Here is a 23,383-nt window from a genome sequence, read left to right as displayed (position 1 = left end):
GAGCACGAGGCCGACCTCGAGGCGGGCGAGCGGGTCGCCCTGCTGGCGCGAGGCCGTGAGGGTCTCGCCGCCGCGGCGGACGACGTGCGCCAGGCGGGCGGCGACGCGCTCGTCGTGCCCGTGGACATGGCCGACGCCAAGGCGGTGGAGGACGCCGCCCAGCGGGTCGTGGACGCCTTCGGCCGGATCGACGTCTGGGTCAACTGCGCCTTCACCGGCGTCTTCGCGCCCTTCACCGACATCACCGCCGACGAGTTCCGCAGGGTCACCGAAGTGACGTACCTGGGCTTCGTGTTCGGCACCCGGGCGGCACTGCGGCACATGCTGCCCCGCGACCGCGGCACCGTCGTGCAGGTGGGCTCCGCGCTCGCCTACCGGGGCATCCCGCTGCAGTCCGCGTACTGCGGCGCCAAGCACGCCATCCAGGGCTTCAACGAGTCCCTGCGCTGCGAACTGCTGCACGCCGGCAGCGGCGTCCGTACGACGATGGTGCAGCTGCCCGCGGTCAACACCCCGCAGTTCGACTGGGTGCTGAGCCGGATGCCCGGCAGGGCGCGGCCGGTCGCGCCCGTGTACCAGCCGGAGGTCGCCGCCCGCGCCATCGTGCACGCCGCGTCGCACGCGCGGCGCCGGGAGCACTGGGTGGGCGGTTCCACGGCCGCCACGCTGATCGCCAACGCGGCCGCGCCCGGCCTGCTGGACCGGTATCTCGCCCGCACCGGCTTCGACTCCCAGCACGACGAGGGCACCCAGGACGGCCCGGTGAACCTGTGGGCGCCCGCCGACGGCCCGCACGGGCGGGACTTCGGCGCGCACGGGCGCTTCGACGAGGAGTCGACCGACCGCAGCCCGCAGCACTGGCTGTCCCGCAACCGCACCCGCCTGGGCGCGGCCCTCGCCGTCGGTCTCCTGGCGGCCCGGGGGCTGAGGGCGGCATCGGGCCGCCGCTAGGCCACCCGGTACTGCTCCACGTCCTCCGTGCGCAGGGTCAGCCCGTGTCCCATGCCTCGTGTGGGGGAGACGGTGCCGCCCATCGGGTCCAGGGCGCCGTCGAAGAACATGTCCTCGATGCGGACGTGGTCGTGGAACCACTCGATGTGCCGCAGGTTCGGGATCGTGGCCGCCACCGCGGCGTGGGCGTGCGGTGCGCAGTGCGCGGAGACCTCCAGGCCGTGCGCCTCGGCCAGCGCCGCCGCGTGCAGGAACTCGGTCAGGCCGCCGCAGCGGGTGGCGTCCACCTGGAGGCAGTCGACCGCCCCGGCGGTGATCATGCGGGCGAAGTACGGCAGGTCGTACCCGTACTCCCCGGCCGTCACGTCGCTCACCACGGCGTCCCGCACCAGCCGCAGCCCCGTCAGATCGTCCGAGGACACCGGCTCCTCGAACCAGCCCACCCCGTGCTCGGCCATCGCGTGCCCCATCCGCACCGCCTGCTTGCGCGTGTACGCCCCGCCCGCGTCGACGTACAGCTCGGCCTCCTCGCCGATGATGTGCCGCGCGGCCCGTACCCGGTGCAGATCCCGCGCCGCCTCACGGCCCCAGCTCTCCCCGACCTTGATCTTCACGCGGGGGATGTGCTGCCCGTGCACCCAGCCGTTGAGCTGCGCGGCCATGTGTGTGTCGTGGTACGTCGTGAATCCGCCGCTGCCGTACACCGGCACCCGCTCCCGGCGCGCCCCGAGGAGCCGCACCAGGGGCAGTTCGAGGAGGCGGGCCTTGAGGTCCCACAGGGCGATGTCCACCGCCGAGATCGCCGCCGAGGCGACACCGGGCCGGCCGGCGTTGCGCACCGCGCGGCACAGCGTGTCGTGCACGGCCGGGATGTCGTACGCGGTCATGCCCTCCACCAGCGGGGCGAGCTGCTCGCGCAGGAAGTCGCCGATCGCGGGCGGGCCGTACGTCCAGCCCGTGCCGGTCTCGTCGGCGGCGGTCACCTCGGCGATCACCACCGTGGTGGAGTCCCAGGCGAGCGTGCCGTCGGCCTCGGGGGCGTCGGTCGGCACGGTGTACACGGAGACGGCGGGCCGGTGCAGTTTCATGGTCCCTCCCGCGGTTCCTCATTCGGCCTGCTGGAGCTGCGGCAGCACCTTGGTGCGGTAGAAGTCGAAGAAGCCCCGCAGATCCGGGCCGATCTGGTTGACGTAGATCCGGTCGAACCCGGCGTCGGCGAACCTGCGCAGCTCGGCGACATGCGCGTCCACGTCGTCGCCGCACACACGGTTCTCGCGCACCATGTCCTCGGTCACCAGGGTCTGCACCTGCTCGAAGTGCTTCGGCGAGGGGAGCACCTGGCCCAGCTCGCCCGGCAGCAGTTCGTTCGCCCACAGCCGGTGGACGGTGCGGACGCACTCGTCGCGGTCGGTGCCGTAGCAGACCTTGGTGCCGCCGCTCACCGGCTTCGCGCCGCCTCCGCCTTTGCGGTACTGCTCGACCATCGAGGCGTCCGGCATCATCGTGATGTAGCCGTCGCCTACCCGGGCCGCCAGCTTGGTCGCGGCCGGGCCGAAGCCGGAGATGTCGATCGGGATCGGCTCGTCCGGGACCGTGTACAGCCGGGCGTTCTCCACCGTGTAGTGCGTACCGTGGTGGTTGACCTCCTCGCCGGTGAACAGCCGGCGCATCACCTGGACGGCCTCCTCCAGCATCTCGAGACGTACGTGCGCGGGCGGCCAGGGGTCGCCGAGGATGTGCTCGTTGAGCGCCTCGCCGGTGCCGACGCCGAGGCGGAACCCGCCGTCCGCCATCACCGCCGCGGTCGCCGCCGCCTGCGCCACCACCGCCGGGTGCGTCCGCACCGTCGGGCAGGTCACCGCCGTTCCCACCGGCAGGGACACCGCCTCCGACAGGGCGCCGATCACCGACCACACGAAGGGGCTCTGGCCCTGCTCGTCGTTCCACGGGTGGTAGTGGTCGGAGATCCACAGGTGCTGGAAACCGGCCTGTTCGGCCATCCGGGCCTGCTCGATCAGCTCCGCCGGGCCGTACTGCTCGCACGAGAGGAAATAGCCGTACTCGGGCATGGGGGGCGCCTCCGCGACGTGGGGCGGTCGGGGTCCGGATCCGGGTACCCGGGGGCCGGGGCGGAAACCGGTCGTCGAGGCCCCGCACGGGCCCGTGGACGTTTGGCGGTCCCGGCCGGGGGGACGCGGACATCTCCCGACGTACGCGACAGCGCCGGAGGCGAGCGAACCGTGAGTCGACCCCGCATTGTGATCGTCGGTGCCGGCTTCGCCGGGTACCGCACGGCCCGGACCCTGGCCCGGCTGGCCCGGGGACGCGCCGACATCACCCTGCTGAACCCGACCGACTACTTTCTGTACCTGCCGCTGCTGCCCCAGGTCGCCGCGGGCATCCTGGAACCGCGCCGGGTCACGATCTCCCTGTCCGGCACCCTGCCCGACGTGCGGCTGGTGCTGGGCGAGGCCGACCGCATCGACCTCGACGCGCGCGCCGTGCACTACACCGGCCCCGAGGGCGACGGCGGCACGCTCTCCTACGACCGTCTGGTGCTCGCTGCGGGCAGCGTCAACAAGCTGCTGCCCATCCCCGGTGTCGCCGAGCACGCGCACGGCTTCCGTTCCCTGCCGGAGGCGCTGTACCTGCGCGACCACGTGACCCGGCAGATCGAGCTGGCGGCGTCCGCCGACGACCCCAAGAGCTGCGCCGCCCGGTGCACCTTCGTGGTGGTCGGCGCCGGCTACACCGGGACCGAGGTCGCCGCGCACGGACAGCTGTTCACCGAGGCGCAGGTCCGCAAGCAGCCCCTGCGCTCGGGCATGCGGCCGCGCTGGCTGCTGCTGGACATCGCCGACCGGGTGCTGCCCGAGCTGGACGAACGGCTCTCGCGCACCGCCGACCGGGTGCTGCGCGAACGGGGCGTGGACGTGCGGATGGGCACGTCGGTGAAGGAGGCCACCCATGACGGGGTGCTGCTGACCGACGGGGAGTTCGTCGACACCAGGTCACTGGTGTGGTGCGTCGGCGTACGGCCCGATCCGCTCGCCGAGTCGCTCGGACTGCCCATGGAACGCGGGCGGCTGCTGGTCGACCCCCACCTTCAAGTGCCGGGCCGGCCCGAGGTGTTCGCGTGCGGCGACGCGGCGGCGGTACCGGATCTGGAGAAGCCGGGGGAGTACACGCCGATGACCGCGCAGCACGCCTGGCGGCAGGGCAAGGTGTGCGCCCACAACATCGCCGCGTCGCTCGGCGACGGGGAGCGGCGCGCCTACCGGCACAAGGACATGGGGTTCGTGGTGGACCTCGGTGGCGTCAAGGCGGCCGCCAACCCGCTGGGTGTGCATCTGGCCGGGGCGGCGGCGGGTGCGGTCGCCCGCGGCTACCACCTCGCGGCGATGCCCGGCAACCGGGTGCGCGTCGCCGCCGACTGGGTGCTGGACGCCGTACTGCCGCGCCAGGCCGTCCAATTGGGCCTCGTACGGTCCTGGTCGGTGCCGCTGGACACGGCGTCCCCGGAACTGGCGCGGGTGCCGGGCGGCCCTGGGCGGGAGAGCTCCGCCGGTGAGCCGGCGAGGTCGGCGGCGCGGGCCGAGGCCGGGCGGTCGGGCGGTGAGCCGGCGAAGAGTCAGCCGGGTGGCAAGCCCGCCGGGAATCAGCCGGGTGGCGAACCCGCCACCCACCAGCCGGGCCGTGAGCCCGCCAAGAATCAGCCCGGTGGTGAGCCCGCCAAGAACCAACCGGGCGGTGAGCCCGCCAAGAACCAGCCCGGGGGCGAACCCGCCCGCAACCAGCCCGGCTCCCGGCCTCCCACCGGTGACGCCCTGTACGAGCCGCACCCCTCGCCCGGCCCCGTCAAGCGCACCGACCTGCCGGCCGAACCCACCGCACCCGCGGACCGCGACGACGACGCCCAAGGAGACTCATGAACACCGGTGAACTCACCGACCTCGGACAGCAGTTGCGGGTGGACAGCGTGCGTGCCGCGGCCGCCGCGGGCTCCGGGCATCCCACGTCCTCCATGTCCGCCGCGGACCTGATGGCCGTCCTGCTCGCGCACCACCTGCGCTACGACTTCGACCGCCCCGGCCACCCGGCCAACGACCGCTTCGTGCTCTCCAAGGGACACGCCTCGCCCCTGATGTACGCCGCGTACAAGGCGGCCGGCGCCATCGACGACGAGGAACTGCTGACCTTCCGCAAGCACGGCAGCCGCCTCGAAGGGCACCCGACCCCCCGGCAGCTGCCCTGGATCGAGACCGCCACCGGTTCGCTCGGCCAGGGACTGCCCGTCGGCGTCGGCATCGCCCTCGCCGGGAAGCGCCTCGACCACGCCGACTACCGGGTGTGGGTGCTGTGCGGCGACAGCGAGCTGGCCGAGGGCTCGGTGTGGGAGGCCGCCGAGCACGCCGCGTACGAGCATCTGGACAACCTCACCGCGATCGTGGACGTCAACCGGCTCGGCCAGCGCGGCCCCACCCGGCACGGGCACGACCTCGACGCCTACGCGCGCCGCTTCCAGGCCTTCGGCTGGCACACCGTAGAGATCGACGGCCACGACGTGGACGCCGTGGACCGCGCCTACGGCGAGGCCGCGTCGACCAAGGGCCAGCCCACCGCGATCCTCGCCCGCACGCTCAAGGGCCGGGGCGTGGAGGCCGTCGAGGACCGTGAGGGACTGCACGGCAAGCCGCTGCCCGACGCCGAGGAGGCGATCGCCGAACTCGGCGGTCCGCGCGACCTCCGCGTCCGGGTGCACCAGCCGCCGGACGCCCGCGCGCTGCACTCCGTGCCCACCGGGCAGTTCGCGCCGCCCCGCTGGGACAAGGGCGAGGACGTGGCGACCCGCAACGCCTTCGGCGAGGCCCTGGCCGCCCTCGGCAGCGCCCGCGCCGACGTCGTCGCCCTCGACGGCGAGGTGGGCGACTCCACGCGCGCCGAGCAGTTCGCCAAGGAGCACCCCGAGCGCTACTTCGAGTGCTACATCGCCGAGCAGCAGATGGTCGCCGCGGCCGTCGGCATGGCGGCGCGCGGCTGGATCCCGTACGCCGCCACCTTCGCGGCGTTCCTCACCCGCGCCCACGACTTCGTCCGCATGGCGTCGATCAGCGGCGCCTCGCTCAACCTCGTCGGCTCGCACGCCGGAGTCGCCATCGGCCAGGACGGGCCGAGCCAGATGGGTCTGGAGGACCTGGCGATGATGCGGGCCGTGCACGGCTCGACCGTGCTGTACCCGTGCGACGCCAACCAGACCGCACGGCTGGTCGCGGCGATGGCCGGGCTCGACGGCATCCGCTATCTGCGCACCTCGCGCGGCGCGGGCCCGGTGATCTACGGCCCCGACGAGGAGTTCCCTGTGGGCGGCAGCAAGGTGCTGCGCGCGTCCGACCGGGACCGGCTGACGCTCGTCGCCGCCGGGGTCACCGTGCCGGAGGCGCTGGCCGCCGCGGACGCCCTGGCCGAGCAGGGCATCGCCGCGCGCGTGATCGACCTGTACTCCGTCAAGCCCGTCGACCGGGGCACCCTGCGCCGGGCGGCCGAGGAGACCGGCTGCCTGGTCACCGTCGAGGACCACCACCCCGAGGGCGGCCTCGGCGACGCGGTCCTCGACGCCTTCACCGACGGGCGCCCCGTGCCGCGGCTGGTGCGGCTCGCCGTCCGGACGATGCCGGGCTCGGCCTCCCCCGAGGAACAGCTGCACGCGGCCGGCATCGACGCCGAGTCGATCGCGGCGGCCGGACGGCTGCTGGTGGAGGAGGCGATCGTGCCGTGAGCGACGGCGCACCGCGCAGGGTGCGGGCCGGCCGCCGCACGGTGGAGGTCCACCGGCCGGACAAGGTGCTCTTCCCGGGGGACGGCGACGCCAAGGAGTACACCAAGGGCGACCTCGTCGACTACCACCGCTCCGTCGCCCCGTTCCTGCTGCCGCATCTGCGGGGCCGCCCGCTGATGCTGGACCGGCGCCCGGACGGCGTCGACGGGCCGGCGTTCATGCAGAAGAACACCCCGGACAGCTATCCGGAGTGGATCACCCGGGCCGAGGTCGCCAAGGAGGGCGGGACCGTCGTCCACACCGTGTGCGACGACACGGCCACCCTCCTCTACCTCGTCGACCAGGCGAGCATCACCCTGCACCGGTGGCTGTCGCGCACGGACAGCCTGGAGCGGCCCGACCGGCTGGTCTTCGACCTCGACCCCTCCGGGGACGACTTCGAGGCGGTGCGGGAGGCCGCGCGGCTGCTGGCGGAGCTGCTGGACGAGCTGAAACTGCCCTCGGCGCTGATGACCACCGGCTCACGCGGGCTGCACGTCGTCGTCCCCCTGAACGGCGAGCACGACTTCGACGAGGTCCGCGCCTTCGCCCGCGAGGCCGCCGACACCCTCGCCGAGGCGCACCCCGGCCGGCTCACCACCGCCGCCCGCAAGAAGGACCGCGGCGACCGGCTCTACCTGGACGTGCAGCGCAACGCCTACGCGCAGACCGCCGTCGCGCCCTACACCGTGCGCGCCCTGCCCGGCGCCCCCGTCGCCACGCCGATCTCCTGGGACCAGCTGGACGATCCCGGCCTCACCGCCCGCCGGTGGACGATCGCCGACGCCGTGGACCAGGCCCGCACCGATCCCTGGGCCGGTCTGCTGCGCCGGGGCCGCGCCCTCGGCCCCGCGCGCCGCCGGTTGCGGGCACTGCGCGGACACGGCTGACCAGGGCCGCCGCAATCGGGACGGCTCCCGGAGGTTTGGCGAACACACTTGCGGCCACACGGAGTGGGAGGTGGCCATGGCGAACACGAAAAATCCCGAAGAACCATCGAGTTCACAGGAACACCAGGACTCGCACGAGTCCCGCAAGCCCAAGAGAAACACCAGCAACTCCGACAACACGAGAGCAGCGAAACGACCGAGCCCGATGGAGGTCCTGCGCCAGGCGCGCGGGCAGCTCGCGGAGCTCACCGGCATGGAAGCCGAATCCGTGACGTCCTTCGAGCAGACGGAGGAGGGCTGGGCGCTGGAGGTCGAGGTCCTCGAGCTCGAGCGCGTGCCCGACACGATGAGCCTGATGGCGAGCTACCAGGTGGAACTGGACTCCGACGGTCAGCTCACCGGCTACCGGCGCGTACGCCGCTACGAACGCGGACGCTCCGACGCGCGCAGGCCCGGCGGCCGCTAGGCCGCCCGCACGGACCCACACTCACGGACCAGCCACACAAGGTCACAGACAAGGGAGGAACGGCCGGCATGACAGTCGTACCGGCACAGCAGACCGGCGGCGGAGGCGGCAGCAGCGGCCTCTACGACGTGCTTGAGCTTGTTCTGGACAGGGGGCTCGTCATCGACGCATTCGTGCGCGTGTCCCTGGTCGGCATCGAGATTCTCAAGATCGACGTCCGCGTCGTCGTCGCCAGCGTCGACACGTATCTGCGCTTCGCCGAGGCGTGCAACCGGCTCGACCTCGAGGCCGGGCCGCGCAAGAGCCCGGGCCTTCCCGACATCGTCGGCGAGGTCACCGAGTCCGGCGCCCGCGGAAAGTCCAAGGGGGCCCTGTCCGGGGCCGCCGAGACCATCTCCGACGCCTTCAAGCAGGCGCGTGAGGGCGAGCGCGAGACCGAATCACGTCCGCGGCCCCGCAAGAGCACGTCGGCCCGCCGGAAGGAGGAGCAGGAGTGAGCACCTACGTCTACGGCATCACGGCGAGCTCGCATTCGGGACTTCCCGAGGGCATGGGCGGTGTCGGCGACCCGCCGCGGCCCGTGCGCGTGCTGAAGGCGGGCGACCTCGCGGCGGTCGTCAGTGACGCCCCCGAGGATCTGCGGCCCAAGCGCAGGGAACTCCTCGCCCACCAGAACGTGCTCGGCGAGATCGGCGCGGCGGGCGTGGTGCTGCCCATGCGCTTCGGCAGCGTCGCCTCCGACGACGACGCCGTCACCGCTGTCCTCGCCGAGCGCGCCGACCACTACAAGGAGCGGCTGCGCGCGCTCGACGGCCGGGTCGAGTACAACGTCAAGGCCAACCACGTCGAAGAGGCCGTGCTGCATCACGTGATGGCCGGCAACCCGGAGATCCGCGCCCTCGCGGAGGCCAACCGCCAGTCGGGAGGCGGCAGTTACGACGACAAGCTGCGCCTCGGCGAGATGGTCGCCGCCGCGGTCAAGGCCAAGGAGGCCGAGGACGCCGCCGCGGTGCGGCAGGCCCTCGAACCGGAAGCCGACGCGGTCAGCGTGGGCCCCGAGTCCACGGGCTGGCTCGCCAACGTCTCCTTCCTGGTGGAGCGGGCGACGGCCGAGAACTTCCTGGCCGCCGTGGAGCGGATCCGCAAGGACATGCCCCACCTGGAGGTGCGGCTGAACGGTCCGCTGCCGCCGTACAGCTTCGTCGAGCCCGGCCCGGCCGAGCCGGCGGGCACGACCGCGGGCGGGGCGGACGCCGGAGCGGGGTGAGGACATGGGGCTGATCTCCGAGGTCCTGCTGCTGCCGTTCGCCCCCGTGCGCGGCAGCGGCTGGGTCATGAAACAGGTGCTTCGCGAAGCGGAGCGCATCTACTACGACCCTTCCACGATCCGGGCCGAACTGGCGCGGCTCGAGGAGCAGTTGGAGGCCGGAGAGATCACCGAGGAGGAGTTCGACCGGCAGGAGGACGAACTCCTCGACCGGTTGGAGATCGCGACGCGTCAAGGCGCGGGTAGAGGGGACGGGACGGCACCGCAATGAATCGCATGGGACTCGGCCTCGCCGTAGGGGCCGGATACCTTCTCGGACGGACGAAGAAGCTGAAGATGGCGGTCGCCGTCGGCGGCCTCGTGGCCGGGAAGAAGCTGAACCTCAGCCCGCGGATGGTCGCGGAGCTGGTCTCCCAGCAGCTGAAGAACAACCCCCAGTTCAAGGAGCTCGGGGACCAGCTGCGCGGTGACCTGCGCGGGGTGGGCAAGGCCGCCTCCGGGGCGCTGGTCGAGCGGCAGCTCGACGCCGTCGCCGACCGGCTGCACGGCCGTACCGCCGCGCTGCGCGAGCAGATCGAGGGCGGCGGACCGCTGGGCCGCGAGGCGGAGGCCGACGAGGCCGACGAAGCCGACGAAGCCGACGAGGGAGCCGAGGAGCGGGCGGAGGACCGCGAGGCGGAGGAGCCCGAGGAAGAGGACGAGGGCGGCGAGGCGGCCGAGAAGACGGCGCCGGCGAAGAAGACCGCCAAGAAGGCCGCGAAGAAGGCTCCGGCCAAGAAGGCGCCCGCCAAGAAGGCCCCGGGCCGGAAGGCCGCGGCCACGAAGAAGGCCGCCGCCCGCAAGACGACCGCCGCCAAGAAGACGGCCGCCTCGCGGAGCAGCGGCTCGCGTTCCGGGAAGGGAGGCGGTGAGCGATGACCGACACCCTGGGAACGGCCCGTGACACCGCGCGCGGGCAGAACGGCGGCAACCCGCTCGCCGACGTGGCGCACAGCGAGGCAGCCGACCGCCTCAAGGCCGAGCTGCAGGAGTACCTCGCCGCGCAGACCACCCGTCTGCTCACCGGCGTCGGCCGCAAGCTCGGCGAGACCACCAACAAGCTCAACGACATCGCCGAGGGCAACAGCCCGGGCTTCGCCAAGCTCGCGCTGGACGGCGGCCGCAAGATCGCCGAGGGCAAGGGCCCGCTGCGCAGCGCCGTCGAACTCGGCGCCTCCCGCGCCAAGGACAACGTGATGGGCGCACTCAAGAACCTCGGCGGCGGCAAGAGCAAGCGCAAGCGCGGCGCGGGCAAGAAGCCCACCGTCATCATCGAGCACATCGATGTCGGCGTCCCGCTGCGCACCGCCTACGACCAGTGGACGCAGTACCAGGACTTCAGCACCTTCGCCAAGGGAGTCAAGAGCGCCAACAAGGCCGACGACACCACGTCGGACTGGCAGGCGAAGGTCTTCTGGTCCAACCGCAGCTGGAAGGCGACGACCACCGAACAGGTCCCCGACGACCGCATCGCCTGGACCTCCGAGGGCGCCAAGGGCACGACGAAGGGCGTCGTCTCCTTCCACCGCCTCGCGGACAACCTGACCCGCGTGCTGCTGGTCATCGAGTACTACCCCACGGGCTTCTTCGAGAAGACCGGCAACATCTGGCGCGCCCAGGGCCGCCGGGCCCGGCTCGATCTGAAGAACTTCGCGCGCTTCATCACCCTCAAGGGAGAGGCCGAGGACGGCTGGCGCGGGGAGATCCGCGACGGCGAGGTCGTCCGCAGCCACGAGGACGCGCTCGCCGAGGAAGAGGAGGAGCGCGAGAGGGCCGAGGGCGAGGAGCCCGAGGGCGAGCACGAGCCCGATGAGGAAGAGCCCGACGAGGAAGAGGCCGAAGGGGAATACGACGAGGAGCCCGGGGAAGAGCCCGAGGACGAGTACGAGGAGGAAGAGGAGGAAGAGGAAGGCGAACCCGAGGACGCCTACGACGACGAGGCCGACGAGTACGAGGACGAGGAAGCGGCCGAGGACGGCGAACCCGAGGGCGCTGACGAGGACGAGTACGACGAGGCGGAGGAAGAGGCGGACGAGTACGAGCGGGCCGAGGGCGGGAGCCGCCGATGACGACCCCGAGCCGCCTTCCCGAGCCCTACGGGCAGGGCAGCGGCGCGAACCTCGCCGACATCCTCGAACGGGTGCTCGACAAGGGGATCGTGATCGCGGGCGACATCCGCATCAACCTGCTCGACATCGAACTGCTCACCATCAAACTCCGTCTGATCGTCGCCTCCGTGGACAAGGCGAAGGAGATGGGCATCGACTGGTGGGAGACCGACCCGGCGCTCTCCTCGCGCGCCCGCCGGGACGAACTGGCCAGGGAGAACGCCGAGCTGAGGGAACGGCTGGCCGCGCTGGAGGAACTGGAGGCCGGCCGGCCCCAGGTGCGGTCGTCCGAAGCCGCCGCACAGGAGCAGGCGCACAGGGACAGGGAGGCCCCGTGACCGGACTGCGGTACGTCTACGCCGTCTGCCGCCCCTTCAGCACGCCGCTCCAGGCGCAGCTGTCCGGGGTGGCGGGCGATCCGCCCCGGCTGCTGACCCACCACGGCCTGGTGGCCGTGGTCAGCCATGTGCCGGAGGCGGACTTCGCCGAGGATCCGCTGCGCGCGCATCTGGAGGACCTCGACTGGCTGACCGCCGTCGCCCGTGCCCATCAGGGCGTCATCGACGCGCTCACCACGGTCACCACACCGCTGCCGCTGCGGCTCGGCACCGTGTTCCGCGACGACAGCGGCGTACGGACGATGATCGAGGCGCGCGAGGAGTCCTTCCGGCGCACCCTCGACCGGCTGGAGGGCCGGGTGGAGTGGGGCGTCAAGGTCTATGTGGAGGGCGCCCAGCGGCAGGAGGCCGCCGTCCCGCCCACGGCGGCCCGGCCCGCGTCCGGCAGGGACTATCTGCGGCAGCGGCGCATGCAGACGAAATCGCAGGACGAACTGTGGCAGCGCGCCGAGACCTTCGCGACCCGGCTGCACGAGACCCTCTCCGACGCCGCCGAGGACTCCCGCCTGCACGCCCCGCAGAATCCCGCCCTCTCCGGTGCCTCGGGGCGCAATGTGCTGAACGCCGCCTATCTCGTGCCGCGCGCCAAATCCGAGGAATTCGTGGAAATGGTGGACCGCACGAAGGACGGTGTGCCCGGAATTCGGGTGGAACTCACCGGACCCTGGGCGGCCTATTCGTTCGCCGGTGAGCCCGAGGAACGGCCGACCGCGGGGGAGGGGGCGTGACCGTCGTCGAACGCCGTGAGATCGCGCTGGTGGACCTGCTCGACCGGCTGCTGGCCGGCGGGGTCGTCATCACCGGCGACATCACGCTGCGCATCGCGGACGTCGACCTGGTCCGCATCGATCTCAACGCGCTCATCAGCTCGGTGAACGCCAATGTCCCCTCGCCCTTCGAGGAGCTCCGTTGACAGACCAGCAGCCTTCTGCCCGCCGGCGGAACCGGCTCGACCTCGAACCCGACACGGTCGAGCGCGACCTGGTGAAACTCGTGCTGACCGTGGTGGAGCTGCTGCGCCAGCTCATGGAGCGGCAGGCGGTGCGCCGCTTCGACGAGGGCGATCTGACGGAGGAGCAGGAGGAGCGCATCGGTCTGACGCTGATGCTGCTCGAGGAACGGATGACGGAACTGCGGGAGCGCTACGGACTGCGGCCCGAGGACCTGAATCTGGACCTCGGGCCGCTCGGACCGCTGCTTCCCCGGGAGTGAACTCCCCCGGAAGCGACTATCTGGATCTCGTTTGGCGGGATCTCACCATCGGTACCAGCGGCCGCGGCCGCCGCCCGCCGTCGTGCTGCGCATGAAGAAGCCCAGCAGCCACACCACCAGAACCGCGAGAGCGATCCACCAGAGAACCTCCACCGCGAATCCGGCGCCGAAAAGGATCAGAGCCAGAAGCAGAACAAGAAGAATGGGAACCATAATGTCAACCTCCTGCCATTCTGGTTGCCCGTCTTTCGGTTTTCAGACTTCCTTTCGGCAGAGAATTTCGGCGTGCAGCACCGCGAACCATCCGTCGTCCCGCGCGCCCCACTCCCGCCAGGCCGCGGCCACCGCCCGAAGCTGCTCGCGCGTGGCGTGTCCACCCTCGACGGCCAGCCGGGCGTAGGAGGACGCCACCGTGCGGTCCGCCCACAGGCCGCTCCACCACCGCCGCTCCTCGGGCGTGGAGAACGTCCAGGTCGAGGAGGTCGCGGTGATGTCCGTCAGCCCCGCCGCCAGCGCCCAGGACTTCAGTCGCCGCCCCGCGTCCGGCTCACCGCCGTTGGCCCGCGCCACCCTCCGGTACAGATCGAGCCAGTCGTCCAGGCCGTCGACGTGCGGGTACCAGGTCATGGCGGCGTAGTCCGAGTCCCGTACGGCGACGATCCCGCCGGGCCTGGTCACCCGCCGCATCTCCCGCAGCGCCTGCACGGGGTCGCCCACGTGCTGGAGCACCTGATGGGCGTGCACCACACAGAACGTGTCGTCCGGGTAGTCCAGCGCGTGCACGTCCCCCACGGCGAAGCCGGTGTTCGTCAGCCCGCGGCCGGCCGCCGTCGCCCGCGCCTGCTCCAGCACCCCCGGCGCGTGCTCGAGCCCGGTGACATGCCCGTCGGGGACCAGCTCGGCCAGGTCGGCGGTGATGGTGCCGGGCCCGCAGCCGACGTCCAGGATCCGCATATGGGGCTCCAGCGCCCCGAGGAGGTAGCCCGCCGAGTTGGCGGCGGTCCGCCAGGTGTGCGACCGCAGCACCGACTCGTGGTGCCCGTGGGTGTAGACGGCGGTCTCCCGCGCTGCAGGCATGGTGAGGCCCACCCTTCTCGTCTTGTAGGGACGAGACTCACCGTACGCGCCCAACTCACATGATGAGACCAGCGTTTCGCATACTGGACTCACCTTCAGGGCTGTCCCACCCGGCCAATTCGTTTGCCCCCCACATCGATCACCCCGCACAATCGGCTCCCATGGGCCATCTGGAAGCAGCACACCTGGAGTACTACCTGCCCGACGGGAGGCCGCTCCTCGGCGACGTCTCCTTCCGGGTCGGAGAAGGCGCGGTCATGGCCCTGGTCGGACCCAACGGCGCGGGCAAGACCACCCTCCTGCGCCTGCTGGCCGGCGAGCTGAAGCCGCACGGAGGAACCGTCACCGTCAGCGGCGGCCTTGGCGTGATGCGCCAGTTCGTCGGCTCCGTACGCGACGAGACCACCGTGCGCGACCTGCTCGTCTCCGTCGCCGTGCCGCGCATCCGCGAGGCGGCCCGCGCCGTCGACAAGGCCGAGCACGCCATCATGACCGTCGACGACGAGGCCGCGCAGCTCGCCTACGCCCAGGCCCTCGCCGACTGGGCCGAGGCGCGCGGCTACGAGGCGGAGACGCTGTGGGACATGTGCACCACGGCCGCGCTCGGCGTGCCGTACGAGAAGGCGCAGTGGCGGCAGGTGCGCACCCTCTCCGGCGGCGAGCAGAAACGCCTGGTGCTGGAGGCGCTGCTGCGCGGCACCGACGAGGTGCTGCTGCTCGACGAGCCCGACAACTACCTCGACGTGCCCGGCAAGCGCTGGCTGGAGGAACGGCTCGCCGAGACCCGCAAGACGGTCCTGTTCGTCTCCCACGACCGTGAACTGCTGGCCCGCGCCGCCCAGCGCATCGTCTCCCTCGAACCGAGCCCCACCGGGGCCGACGCCTGGGTGCACGGCGGGGGCTTCGCCACCTACCACGACGCCCGCCGGGACCGTTTCGCCCGCTTCGAGGAGCTGCGCCGGCGCTGGGACGAGAAGCACGCCCAGCTGAAGAAGCTCGTCCTGAACCTCCGTCAGGCCGCCTCCGTCAGCCACGACATGGCGTCCCGTTACGCGGCGGCGCAGACCAGGCTGCGCAAGTTCGAGGAGGCCGGGCCGCCGCCGGAGCCGCCGCGTGAGCAGGACATCACGATGCGGCTCAAGGGCGGGCGCACCGGAGTCCGCGCGATCACCTGCGAGCAGCTCGAACTCACCGGCCTGATGAAGCCGTTCGACCTGGAGGTCTTCTACGGCGAACGCGTCGCCGTGCTCGGCTCCAACGGCTCCGGCAAGTCGCACTTCCTGCGCCTGCTCGCCGGCGACGACGTCGCGCACACCGGCGCCTGGAAGCTGGGCGCGCGCGTGGTGCCCGGGCACTTCGCCCAGACCCACGCGCACCCCGAGCTGGAGGGCCGCACTCTCCTGGACATCCTCTGGAAGGAGCACTCCCAGGACCGGGGCGCCGCCATGTCCCGGCTGCGCCGCTACGAACTCACCGGCCAGGCCGAGCAGACCTTCGACCGCCTCTCCGGCGGCCAGCAGGCCCGCTTCCAGATCCTGCTGCTCGAACTCCAGGGCGTCACCGCGCTCCTGCTCGACGAGCCCACGGACAACCTGGACCTGGAGTCGGCCGAAGCGCTCCAGGAGGGCCTGGAGGCCTTCGACGGCACGGTCCTCGCGGTCACCCACGACCGCTGGTTCGCCCGCTCCTTCGACCGGTACCTGGTCTTCGGCACCGACGGGCGGGTCAGGGAGACCCCGGAACCGGTCTGGGACGAACGCAGAGTGGAACGAGCCCGGTAGGCACTCGGAGGCACCCCCGGGCGGGATGAGAGAACGAGCGGGTACGCTCGGCCGGGGCGCCCGCTCGTCAGGGGCACTGCGGCGTCATGACCAGCGCAGCAGGGCGCCCAGCCCGCCCACCGGCGTGTCGTCGCGCAGGTCGGGGATCACGGTGACCGCCAGGGCCTCCGCGTTCGTCGTCACCGCGGAGCGGATCAGCGCGTCGTCGGCGCGGGCCGGCCAGGACCGCTGTTCGCCGAGGATCTTCAGATCGGTGCGGCGCACCGCCAGCTGGTCCGGGTCCTCGCCGATCCACACCTCGCGGTGCGCGTCCGGCCCGTCCGGGCGGATCAGCAGCTCGTCGATACGATGCTCGCGCGCCGCCTCGACCAGCGCCGGCACACCCTCCACGGCCCCGGCCCGGCCCGAGGCGTCGGCGCCCCGCGCTGCCAGGAACCGCTCCAGCTCCGCCGCCGCACGGGACCGTACGTGCTCGGCCCGCGCCCGCTCCACGTCCTCGTCGAGCAGCCTGCTGCCCGCGCCGTGCGGGGCCTCCACCACCAGGTCGTGCAGCCGCTGCGGCAGCCGGTGACGCACCGCGTGCCGCTCACGGTCGTCGCCGACCAGGATCAGCAGATCCGCCCCGGTCTCCTCCTGGCAGACCGCGAGCGCGTCGGCGATCTCCGCCGCGTTGTGTTCCCAGGTGTTCTCCACCCGCAGCTGGAAGTGCCGCTCCGACCAGTCGACCGAGCTGGTGCGGTGCACCGGCCACTGCCGCCCGGTCACCCCGCCGGCGTCGCCCCGGCCCAGCGCGCTGCGCAGCTCGAAGTCGGCACCCTTGCGGTCCACGTACGCCACCACGCACACCGGGTCCTCACCGGCCAGCTCCAGCAGCGGCGAGACCCGGGGCAGCGGCGCCCATTCGGCCCAGTCGCGCCCCGGCGCCCTGGCCAGCGGCGGATCCAGCACCACCTCGCCGCCGCGGGCGAACAGCGCCCGCCCGTGCGGCTCCGAGGAGTGCCGCAGATCCTCGATCGCCTGGCCCACCGCCCGGCACGTCGCCTCGTCCGCACCCTGACCGGCCAGCTCACGGGCCATCGCCCGGGCCGTCAGGTGCCGCTCGTGGGGCGTGTCCTCCGTGTGCCGGGAGGTGTCGACGTACACGGAGGCCCAGGGCCCCGGATGTTCGTAGAGTGGATGCAGAAACGCGAGATCCATGGCTCCCTCCCGGAAGGCCGCTCGGGGTAGTGCTGGTGCTGACCGGGCGGGTACCCGGACCGCACACCCGAAACGACGAGCGGGGCACCACGATGACCGGAGTCGACCCGAGCCGCCTGGACGACCAGCAGCTGATGAAAGAGCTGGAGACCATCCACCGCACCCGGCACGACACGCTGCTGTACGGGTCCAACGACGCGCTGCGCACCCACAACGAGCGCATGGCGCAGCTCGAGGGCGAGTACCTGCGCCGCAACCCGACCCGCCCCGTGGCCGCCGGGCGCACCCGCGAGGGCGCCCGCGAACGCGAGGCCGCGGACACGACGACACCGACGACGCCGGGCACCTGAACGCATCGACGACGCCGGGCACCTGAACGGATCCGTCCAGACACCCGGCGTCGGCCGCTTGCGACTCCCTGCCCGGTCAGGCCGCTTCCTGCTTGAACACCTTCAGGAACGTCTCGCAGAACGCCTTCAGATCGCCCGGCTTGCGGCTGGTGACCAGCTTGCCCGGAGCGTGGTCGCACACCTTCACCTGCTCGTCCACCCAGGTCGCCCCGGCGTTGCGCAGATCGGTCCGCAGGCTCGGCCAGCTGGTCAGCACCCGGCCGCGCACCACGTCCGCCTCGATCAGCGTCCACGGCGCGTGACAGATCGCCGCGACCGGCCGTCCCTGCTCGAAGAAGTCCCGCACGAACGCGACGGCCTTGTCGTCCATGCGCAAGAAGTCGGGGTTCGCCACCCCGCCCGGCAGCACCAGCCCGTCGAAGGAACCGGCCGACGTGTCCCCGACCACCTCCTGCACCGGGAACGTGTCCGCCTTGTCGAGATGGTCGAACGCCTGGATCTTGCCCGGCCGCGTCGACACGAGCACCGGCTCATGACCGGCGTCCACCGCCGCCTGCCAGGGCTTCGTCAGCTCGACCTGCTCCACGCCCTCCGGCGCGGCCAGAAACGCGATACGCATGACAGTTCTCAAGTCCTTTCCCACAGCTGTGCCGCACGGAGCCTCAGTCGTCCGGCTCCGCGCGGCTGATGTCGGCCAGTGCCGAGCCGGGATCCTGCGCCTCGGCCAGATCGCCGAGGCTGACCATGCCGACCGGCAGCCCGTTCTCGACCACCGGGATCCGGCGCACGGCCCGCTCCCGCATCGCGGCCACCGCCGTCGACACACGGTCGTCCGGGGCCAGCGTCAGCGGATCCGGCGTGCACACGGACCCGACGCTCACACTCATCGGGTCCGCGCCGTCGGCGACCGCCCGGACGGTGATGTCCCGGTCGGTGAGCACACCCACGACCTCCTGGCCGTCGGCCACCACCACGTCGCCGATGTTCTGCGTGCGCATCAGCTGCGCCGCCTCGACCAGCGAGGCGCCCGGACGCACGGCGACCACGCCCGGAGTCATCACGTCCTTGACGAACTCGGCCATCACGGGGCCATCCCTTCCGGTCCTCGGCCGGCTACGCGGTCTCCGTCTCCCGGGAGCGGGTCAGCGCCTCGGCCAGCTCCTGGACGTTGGCGTAGCGCGCCTGCCGGGGCAGCCGTTCGAGCGCCTCGACCAGGGAGTCCGGCGCATAGCGCCGGTCCAGGGCGCGCATCAGCTCGCGCGGGCCCGCGGGGAACGCGCTCCGGCCCAGGATCCGGGCCAGTTCCAGCCGCACGGACTCCAGCGACGTCGGCGCGCGGCTCGGCGTCACCGGGCCGTACGCCACCGCCGGGTCGTCCTCGGCGGACGGCTCCGGGTCGTGCCACTCCTCGGCGCGGGTGGGGTGCCCGGACCTCAGCAGGCCCTGCAGCTCGTGCTTCATCTCGTCGTCACGGTGGACACTCAGCCGGTCACTGCCTCGCTGCATGTCTCCCTCCACATCCATCGGGGTCCGCACCGCGTACCCGGCAGACGCGGACCGACACGACTTCCCTCCGGCGGATCGGCCGACGCGGGGGCGGTCGGTGGGAGGTGCCCGATGGCGGGCCCGGCAGCGGGTGGGTTTGTGCGGGCCGCGGCGGGTGACCCGGATCGCACGCCCCCCACGCGCCTCCTGGAAAGGAACGGCCATGGCGGTGCTCGCCGTACTGATACCGATGCTGATGCTCGGCGTGATCCTGATGCTGGGCCGCTACGAGGAGCTGCTGCTGCCCCTGCGGGGCGAGGGCGACACCGACCGGCCGGAACCGGCCGTCGCCTCCCTCTCCCCGGCGCCGGCTACTCCTTCTCCTTCCGCCGCTGCCCCGCCCCCGGCAGGAACTCCTGCATCTTCGCCTTGAAGCCCTGCTTGATCATCGAGCCGCGGTCGGCGTCGCCCTTCAGGATCGAGGCGACGGTGGCCTCCAGCTGGTCCCAGGTGGCGTGCGGCGGGATCGGCGGCACGGCCGGGTCGGTCAGGAACTCCACCACCGCCGGACCGTCCGCCTCCAGCGCGGCCCGCCAGCCCGCCTCGACGTCCTCCGGCTTCTCCACCCGCACCCCGGCCAGCCCCAGCGAGCGCGCGAACGCCGCGTACCGCACGTCCGGCAGCTCCTGCGACGGCAGGAAGGACGGGGCGCCCTCCATGGCCCGCATCTCCCAGGTGACCTGGTTCAGATCCCGGTTGTTCCACACGGCGACCACCAGCCGCGGGTCCTCCCACTGATGCCGGTACTTCGCCACCGTGATCAGCTCGGCCATCCCGTTCATCTGCATCGCGCCGTCCCCGACCAGCGCGATGGCCGGCCGGTCCGGATGCGCGAACTTCGCGCCGATGACGTACGGCACCCCGCAGCCCATCGTGGCCAGCGTGCCCGACAGCGAGCCGCGCATCCCCGGGCGCATCGTCAGATGCCGCGCGTACCAGTTCGCCGTAGAACCGGAGTCCGAGGTGACGATCGCGTTGTCCGGCAGCAGCGGGTCCAGCGCGCAGGCCACGTACTCCGGGTTGACCGGATCGGCCGACAGCTCCGCCCGCCGCTCCATGATCACCTTCCAGCGGCGCACGTTGTCGCACACCGTGTCGTACCACTCGCGTCCCCGGCCGCCCTCGATCAGCGGGATCAGCCGCTCCAGCGTGGCCTTCGCGTCGCCGACCAGGTTCACCTCGTACGGGTAGCGCATCCCCACCATGTGCGGGTCGATGTCGATCTGCACCGCCCGCGCCTGGCCGAACTCCGGCAGGAACTGCGAGTACGGGAACGACGAGCCGATCGTCAGCAGCGTGTCGCAGTCCCGCATCAGCTCGTACGACGGCCGGGTGCCCAGCAGACCGATGGACCCGGTGACGTACGGCAGCTCGTCGCTGAGCACATCCTTGCCGAGCAGCGCCTTCGCGACGCCCGCGCCGAGCAGCTCCGCGATCCGCTCCACCTCGGCCCGCGCCCCCGCAGCGCCCTGGCCGACCAGGATCGCCACCTTGTCGCCCGCGTTGAGGATGTCCGCGGCCCGCCGCACCGCGTCGTCCGACGGGACGGCCGTCCACGCACTGCGGTCCAGGCTGGAGGGCACCATCTTGAACTCGTGCGTCGGCGGCGAGTAGTCCAGCTCCTGCACATCACCGGGGATGATGACCGCCGTCGGGCAGCGGCGCGCGTACGCGGTGCGGATCGCCCGGTCCAGCACGTTCGGCAGCTGCTCCGGCACCGTCACCGTCTCCACGAAGTCCGAGGCGACGTCCTTGAACAGCGAGTGCAGGTCCACCTCCTGCTGATACGAGCCGCCCATCGCGCTGCGGTGCGTCTGGCCGACGATCGCCAGCACCGGCACATGGTCCAGCTTGGCGTCGTACAGGCCGTTGAGCAGATGGATGGCCCCCGGCCCCGACGTGGCGGCGCACACTCCGAGCCGGCCGCTGAACTTGGCGTAGCCGACCGCCTGGAACGCGGACATCTCCTCGTGCCGTGACTGGATGAACACCGGCTGGTTGTCGGCCCGGCCCCACGCCGCGAGCAGGCCGTTGATGCCGTCCCCGGGGTAGCCGAAGACATGCTCGACCCCCCACTCGCGCAGCCTGTGCAGAACGTGGTCGGAGACCTTGGTGCTCATGTACGACCTCCCGGAGATGGTGTGCGGGTTGCGCGCCGGCCGTACGAGTGACCGGGGGCGCCCACGGAAAACCTGCGCCCGGGGTTTGGCGGGAAGGGGCGGGGGCAGGCGCACCCACAGTGCTTCGGACAGGAGGCACGTCCGTGGAAGCGGCCCTCGCCGCGCCCGGTGCGCCTGTCCCGAACCCAGGCGCCCTCCCCACGGTGATCGTCCGTCCCCGAGCACTCCGAGGGAGTTGCGACGCACCATGCCGACCCGAGTGAGCCCGAAGCCCCACCCGCACGACGACGCACCCGACACCGCCGAGGCGTTCCGCAGGCTCGCCGCACTGCCGCCCGGCCCCGAGCGGGACGCCCTGCGCGAGGAGATCGTCGAGGCCTGGCTGCCCATGGCCGACCGCCTCGCCGGACGGTTCCGCAGCCGCGGCGAGAGCTTCGAGGACCTGCGCCAGGTCGCCGCGCTCGGCCTGGTCAAGGCCGTCGACCGCTACGACCCGGCGCTGGGCAACGCCTTCGAGAGCTACGCCGTGCCGACCATCACCGGCGAGATCAAGCGGCATTTCCGCGACCACATGTGGACGCTGCACGTGCCGCGCCGGGTGCAGGATCTGCGCAACAAGGTCCGGTTCGCCTCGCAGGACCTCTCCCAGACGATCTCCGGGCGGCGGCCCACGGTCGCGGAGATCGCCGAGCGCGCCGACCTGAGCGAGGAGGAGGTGCGCACCGGGCAGGAGGCGCTGGAGAGTTTCACCGCGCTGTCCCTGGACGCGGAGCTGCCGGGCAGCGATGACGGATACTCGCTCAGCGACGCGCTGGGGGCGCCGGATCCGGCGCTGGACACGGTGGTCGACCGGGAGGCCGTGAAGGAGCGGATCGCTGCGCTGCCGGAGCGGGAGCGGGCGATCCTGTACATGCGGTTCTTCGGGGACATGACGCAGAGCAGCATCGCGGAGGAGCTGGGGATCTCGCAGATGCATGTGTCGCGGTTGATCAGCCGGTGTTGTGGGAGGGTGCGGGAGGAAGTGCTGGGGGACGCCTGAGGGGGTGCCGGGTGCTCGTCGTCGGCGGGTGCGGGTAGTCGTGGGCTTGTCGCGCGCACGCGGCGGTAGCCGCATATCGATACAGCCCCGCGCCCCTTGGGTAACTCCGGTGAGCGGTGTTCACTCGGTTGGGTTCTGGCGCGGGCGGCGGGGGCCGGGGCGGGCTGTGATGGGGGTGGGGCGCGAATCCGTGCCGCCCGTGCCCCCAGTCGTCGCTCGAAGGAGCTCGCATCATGCGTCGCACCGCTCGCGCCCTGTCCCTCGCCGCCGTAACCGGGGCCGCTCTCAGCGTGCTCGTGCCGGTCGCGTCCGCGAGTCCGCCCGCGCCGCCGGAACCAGGGGGCGCCACCCACTCCACCTGCCCACCGCAGAAAGGGCATCAGCAGTGGGAGGGGCAGGGCGGGAGTCCCCACGAGGACGACGAGCTCGCGGAACTCGAAGCCGAACTGGACGCTCTCGACGCGGAGGAGCACGACGCGCTGGTGCCCGACGACACCTCGGCGGACGAAGCCGTCCCTGAGAGCGGCGAGGGCGGCGGCTCCCTGCCGGAGGAGCCGGAGGCACTCGCGTCCGACGAGCCCCTGGTGTCCGAGAACGCCGCCGAGCTGAGCGGGAGCGGGTCGCGGAAGCCCACGCCGAAGCCGTCCGCGGGCAAGGACAAGGACCCGCACTGCGGCAGGACGCCCGTGCCGGGAGGTGTCCAGGCCGGCGGGGGCGGTTCCTTCACCGACTCGGTGCCCGCGCTCGCCGCGGGCGGACTGCTGATCGCGGGGGCGTTCGGGGCCGCCGCGCATCGGATCTACCGCCGCAGGGAGGACCGCACCCACGGGTGAGGCGCCGTTCCCCGGCCGGGGCCGCCCATGCTGTGAGCTGCGTGACCCCGTGCGGCGCCCATGGCCCGGCGGCACCGTGGGTACTGACAGGCCAAGGGTGCCCCACCGGCCCACGGCATCACGGCACCACAGTCACTGCGCGGAGGCACCCATGCGGACCGACCCGGAAGGCCATGGACCGGTCCGCTTCGGGCCGGCCGTCCCCGACGACGGGCTGCCCGTGCTGCCCGAGCTGTCCGCCGTCCTCGCCGCCGCCGCGTCCCGCCCGGCCGCGGAACCGGTCGGCGGCGGCCCA

General features: G+C 72.3%; 28 protein-coding genes and 1 pseudogene. 20 read left to right on the top strand and 9 right to left on the bottom strand.

Annotated features, from left to right (window positions below; translation table 11 throughout):
• Positions 1-951: SDR family oxidoreductase (locus N4P33_RS16085; protein ID WP_260827299.1), on the top strand; the 951-nt coding region annotated here is incomplete at its 5' end.
• Here the strand turns inward: N4P33_RS16085 and N4P33_RS16080 are convergent.
• Positions 948-2,039 carry an enolase C-terminal domain-like protein gene (locus tag N4P33_RS16080; RefSeq protein ID WP_260827298.1) on the bottom strand — a complete coding sequence of 364 codons (1,092 nt, stop codon included), beginning with the start codon at positions 2,037-2,039 and terminating at the stop codon, positions 948-950. The two genes, N4P33_RS16085 and N4P33_RS16080, sit on opposite strands and share 4 nt — an antisense overlap.
• 18 nt (positions 2,040-2,057) lie before the next feature.
• Positions 2,058-3,020: an LLM class F420-dependent oxidoreductase gene (locus N4P33_RS16075; protein ID WP_260827297.1), complete on the bottom strand. Its 963-nt coding sequence runs from the start codon at positions 3,018-3,020 to the stop codon at positions 2,058-2,060.
• A 171-nt stretch (positions 3,021-3,191) separates the two neighbouring features.
• Between N4P33_RS16075 and N4P33_RS16070 the strand changes: the two genes are divergently transcribed.
• The 13 genes from N4P33_RS16070 to N4P33_RS16010 all read left to right on the top strand — a co-directional run bounded on the left by N4P33_RS16070 (position 3,192) and on the right by N4P33_RS16010 (position 13,146).
• On the top strand, positions 3,192-4,883 hold the full coding sequence (locus N4P33_RS16070) for an NAD(P)/FAD-dependent oxidoreductase (protein WP_260827296.1): 1,692 nt from the start codon (positions 3,192-3,194) through the stop codon (positions 4,881-4,883).
• Positions 4,880-6,727, top strand: a complete 1,848-nt coding sequence (locus N4P33_RS16065; protein WP_260827295.1) for a transketolase — start codon at positions 4,880-4,882, stop codon at positions 6,725-6,727. The genes N4P33_RS16070 and N4P33_RS16065 overlap by 4 nt, the downstream gene beginning before the upstream one ends.
• The gene (gene ligD / locus N4P33_RS16060; RefSeq protein WP_260827294.1) at positions 6,724-7,656 is read left to right on the top strand and encodes a non-homologous end-joining DNA ligase; all 933 of its coding nucleotides are present in this window, start codon (positions 6,724-6,726) and stop codon (positions 7,654-7,656) included. Before N4P33_RS16065 ends, ligD begins: the two co-directional genes overlap by 4 nt.
• A 76-nt stretch (positions 7,657-7,732) precedes the next feature.
• On the top strand, positions 7,733-8,122 hold the full coding sequence (locus N4P33_RS16055; protein ID WP_260827293.1) for a gas vesicle protein: 390 nt from the start codon (positions 7,733-7,735) through the stop codon (positions 8,120-8,122).
• A gap of 68 nt (positions 8,123-8,190) precedes the next feature.
• On the top strand, positions 8,191-8,619 hold the full coding sequence (locus N4P33_RS16050) for a gas vesicle structural protein GvpA (RefSeq protein WP_260827292.1): 429 nt from the start codon (positions 8,191-8,193) through the stop codon (positions 8,617-8,619).
• Positions 8,616-9,389, top strand: coding sequence for a GvpL/GvpF family gas vesicle protein (locus N4P33_RS16045; protein ID WP_260827291.1), 774 nt, complete (start codon positions 8,616-8,618; stop codon positions 9,387-9,389). The genes N4P33_RS16050 and N4P33_RS16045 overlap by 4 nt, the downstream gene beginning before the upstream one ends.
• A 4-nt stretch (positions 9,390-9,393) precedes the next feature.
• Complete coding sequence (locus tag N4P33_RS16040) at positions 9,394-9,660, top strand: gas vesicle protein GvpG (RefSeq protein WP_260827290.1); 267 nt, start codon at positions 9,394-9,396, stop codon at positions 9,658-9,660.
• Complete coding sequence (locus tag N4P33_RS16035; protein ID WP_260827289.1) at positions 9,657-10,307, top strand: DNA primase; 651 nt, start codon at positions 9,657-9,659, stop codon at positions 10,305-10,307. Before N4P33_RS16040 ends, N4P33_RS16035 begins: the two co-directional genes overlap by 4 nt.
• Positions 10,304-11,497 carry an SRPBCC family protein gene (locus N4P33_RS16030; RefSeq protein ID WP_260827288.1) on the top strand — a complete coding sequence of 398 codons (1,194 nt, stop codon included), beginning with the start codon at positions 10,304-10,306 and terminating at the stop codon, positions 11,495-11,497. The genes N4P33_RS16035 and N4P33_RS16030 overlap by 4 nt, the downstream gene beginning before the upstream one ends.
• Positions 11,494-11,874, top strand: a complete 381-nt coding sequence (locus N4P33_RS16025) for a gas vesicle protein (protein WP_260827287.1) — start codon at positions 11,494-11,496, stop codon at positions 11,872-11,874. The genes N4P33_RS16030 and N4P33_RS16025 overlap by 4 nt, the downstream gene beginning before the upstream one ends.
• On the top strand, positions 11,871-12,662 hold the full coding sequence (locus tag N4P33_RS16020; protein ID WP_260827286.1) for a GvpL/GvpF family gas vesicle protein: 792 nt from the start codon (positions 11,871-11,873) through the stop codon (positions 12,660-12,662). Before N4P33_RS16025 ends, N4P33_RS16020 begins: the two co-directional genes overlap by 4 nt.
• A complete protein-coding gene (locus N4P33_RS16015; RefSeq protein ID WP_260827285.1) occupies positions 12,659-12,847 on the top strand; it encodes a gas vesicle protein in 189 nt (62 codons plus the stop codon). Before N4P33_RS16020 ends, N4P33_RS16015 begins: the two co-directional genes overlap by 4 nt.
• The gene (locus N4P33_RS16010; RefSeq protein ID WP_260827284.1) at positions 12,844-13,146 is read left to right on the top strand and encodes a gas vesicle protein K; all 303 of its coding nucleotides are present in this window, start codon (positions 12,844-12,846) and stop codon (positions 13,144-13,146) included. Before N4P33_RS16015 ends, N4P33_RS16010 begins: the two co-directional genes overlap by 4 nt.
• Before the next feature lie 42 nt (positions 13,147-13,188).
• On the opposite strand, the gene N4P33_RS16005 is transcribed toward N4P33_RS16010, so the two are convergent.
• Complete coding sequence (locus tag N4P33_RS16005) at positions 13,189-13,359, bottom strand: hydrophobic protein (RefSeq protein ID WP_260827283.1); 171 nt, start codon at positions 13,357-13,359, stop codon at positions 13,189-13,191.
• Between the two features lie 42 nt (positions 13,360-13,401).
• Complete coding sequence (locus N4P33_RS16000; RefSeq protein ID WP_260827282.1) at positions 13,402-14,223, bottom strand: class I SAM-dependent methyltransferase; 822 nt, start codon at positions 14,221-14,223, stop codon at positions 13,402-13,404.
• Between the two features lie 161 nt (positions 14,224-14,384).
• Here N4P33_RS16000 and N4P33_RS15995 point away from each other — a divergent pair, with 161 nt between their 5' ends.
• Positions 14,385-16,004 (top strand): ABC-F family ATP-binding cassette domain-containing protein, encoded by a 1,620-nt coding sequence (locus N4P33_RS15995; RefSeq protein ID WP_260827281.1) that lies wholly within the window; start codon positions 14,385-14,387, stop codon positions 16,002-16,004.
• Between the two features lie 84 nt (positions 16,005-16,088).
• Here N4P33_RS15995 and N4P33_RS15990 read toward each other — a convergent pair whose 3' ends face one another.
• The gene (locus tag N4P33_RS15990; protein ID WP_260827280.1) at positions 16,089-17,201 is read right to left on the bottom strand and encodes a Vms1/Ankzf1 family peptidyl-tRNA hydrolase; all 1,113 of its coding nucleotides are present in this window, start codon (positions 17,199-17,201) and stop codon (positions 16,089-16,091) included.
• Positions 17,202-17,293: 92 nt separating this feature from the next.
• Here N4P33_RS15990 and N4P33_RS15985 point away from each other — a divergent pair, with 92 nt between their 5' ends.
• The gene (locus N4P33_RS15985; protein WP_260827279.1) at positions 17,294-17,551 is read left to right on the top strand and encodes a DUF6158 family protein; all 258 of its coding nucleotides are present in this window, start codon (positions 17,294-17,296) and stop codon (positions 17,549-17,551) included.
• A 76-nt stretch (positions 17,552-17,627) separates the two neighbouring features.
• Here the strand turns inward: N4P33_RS15985 and N4P33_RS15980 are convergent, their stop codons facing one another.
• The 3 genes from N4P33_RS15980 to N4P33_RS15970 are packed head-to-tail and all read right to left on the bottom strand — an operon-like array spanning position 17,628 to position 19,057.
• Positions 17,628-18,170 carry a type 1 glutamine amidotransferase domain-containing protein gene (locus N4P33_RS15980; protein WP_260827278.1) on the bottom strand — a complete coding sequence of 181 codons (543 nt, stop codon included), beginning with the start codon at positions 18,168-18,170 and terminating at the stop codon, positions 17,628-17,630.
• Between the two features lie 43 nt (positions 18,171-18,213).
• Positions 18,214-18,633 (bottom strand): CBS domain-containing protein, encoded by a 420-nt coding sequence (locus tag N4P33_RS15975; RefSeq protein WP_260827277.1) that lies wholly within the window; start codon positions 18,631-18,633, stop codon positions 18,214-18,216.
• A gap of 31 nt (positions 18,634-18,664) precedes the next feature.
• Positions 18,665-19,057 (bottom strand): DUF2795 domain-containing protein, encoded by a 393-nt coding sequence (locus N4P33_RS15970; protein WP_260827276.1) that lies wholly within the window; start codon positions 19,055-19,057, stop codon positions 18,665-18,667.
• 202 nt (positions 19,058-19,259) lie between these two features.
• Here N4P33_RS15970 and N4P33_RS15965 point away from each other — a divergent pair, with 202 nt between their 5' ends.
• Positions 19,260-19,469, top strand: a complete 210-nt coding sequence (locus tag N4P33_RS15965) for a hypothetical protein (protein ID WP_260827275.1) — start codon at positions 19,260-19,262, stop codon at positions 19,467-19,469.
• Here the strand turns inward: N4P33_RS15965 and N4P33_RS15960 are convergent.
• Positions 19,408-21,216: a thiamine pyrophosphate-requiring protein gene (locus N4P33_RS15960; protein ID WP_260827274.1), complete on the bottom strand. Its 1,809-nt coding sequence runs from the start codon at positions 21,214-21,216 to the stop codon at positions 19,408-19,410. The two genes, N4P33_RS15965 and N4P33_RS15960, sit on opposite strands and share 62 nt — an antisense overlap.
• Before the next feature lie 247 nt (positions 21,217-21,463).
• On the opposite strand from N4P33_RS15960, the gene N4P33_RS15955 reads away from it, so the two are divergent.
• From N4P33_RS15955 to N4P33_RS15945, 3 genes and pseudogenes are all read left to right on the top strand, one after another.
• A complete protein-coding gene (locus N4P33_RS15955; RefSeq protein ID WP_260827273.1) occupies positions 21,464-22,255 on the top strand; it encodes an RNA polymerase sigma factor SigF in 792 nt (263 codons plus the stop codon).
• 233 nt (positions 22,256-22,488) lie between these two features.
• Positions 22,489-23,088 (top strand): hypothetical protein, encoded by a 600-nt coding sequence (locus N4P33_RS15950; protein WP_260827272.1) that lies wholly within the window; start codon positions 22,489-22,491, stop codon positions 23,086-23,088.
• Positions 23,089-23,125: 37 nt separating this feature from the next.
• Positions 23,126-23,383 (top strand): annotated as a pseudogene (locus tag N4P33_RS15945) (pyridoxal phosphate-dependent aminotransferase); the annotation flags it as partial.

It is taken from the genome of Streptomyces sp. 15-116A (genome assembly GCF_025290915.1).
GTDB lineage: Bacteria > Actinomycetota > Actinomycetes > Streptomycetales > Streptomycetaceae > Streptomyces.
The sequence above is the reverse complement of the archived record's forward strand: the minus strand, read 5'-3'. Positions and strand labels throughout refer to the sequence as shown.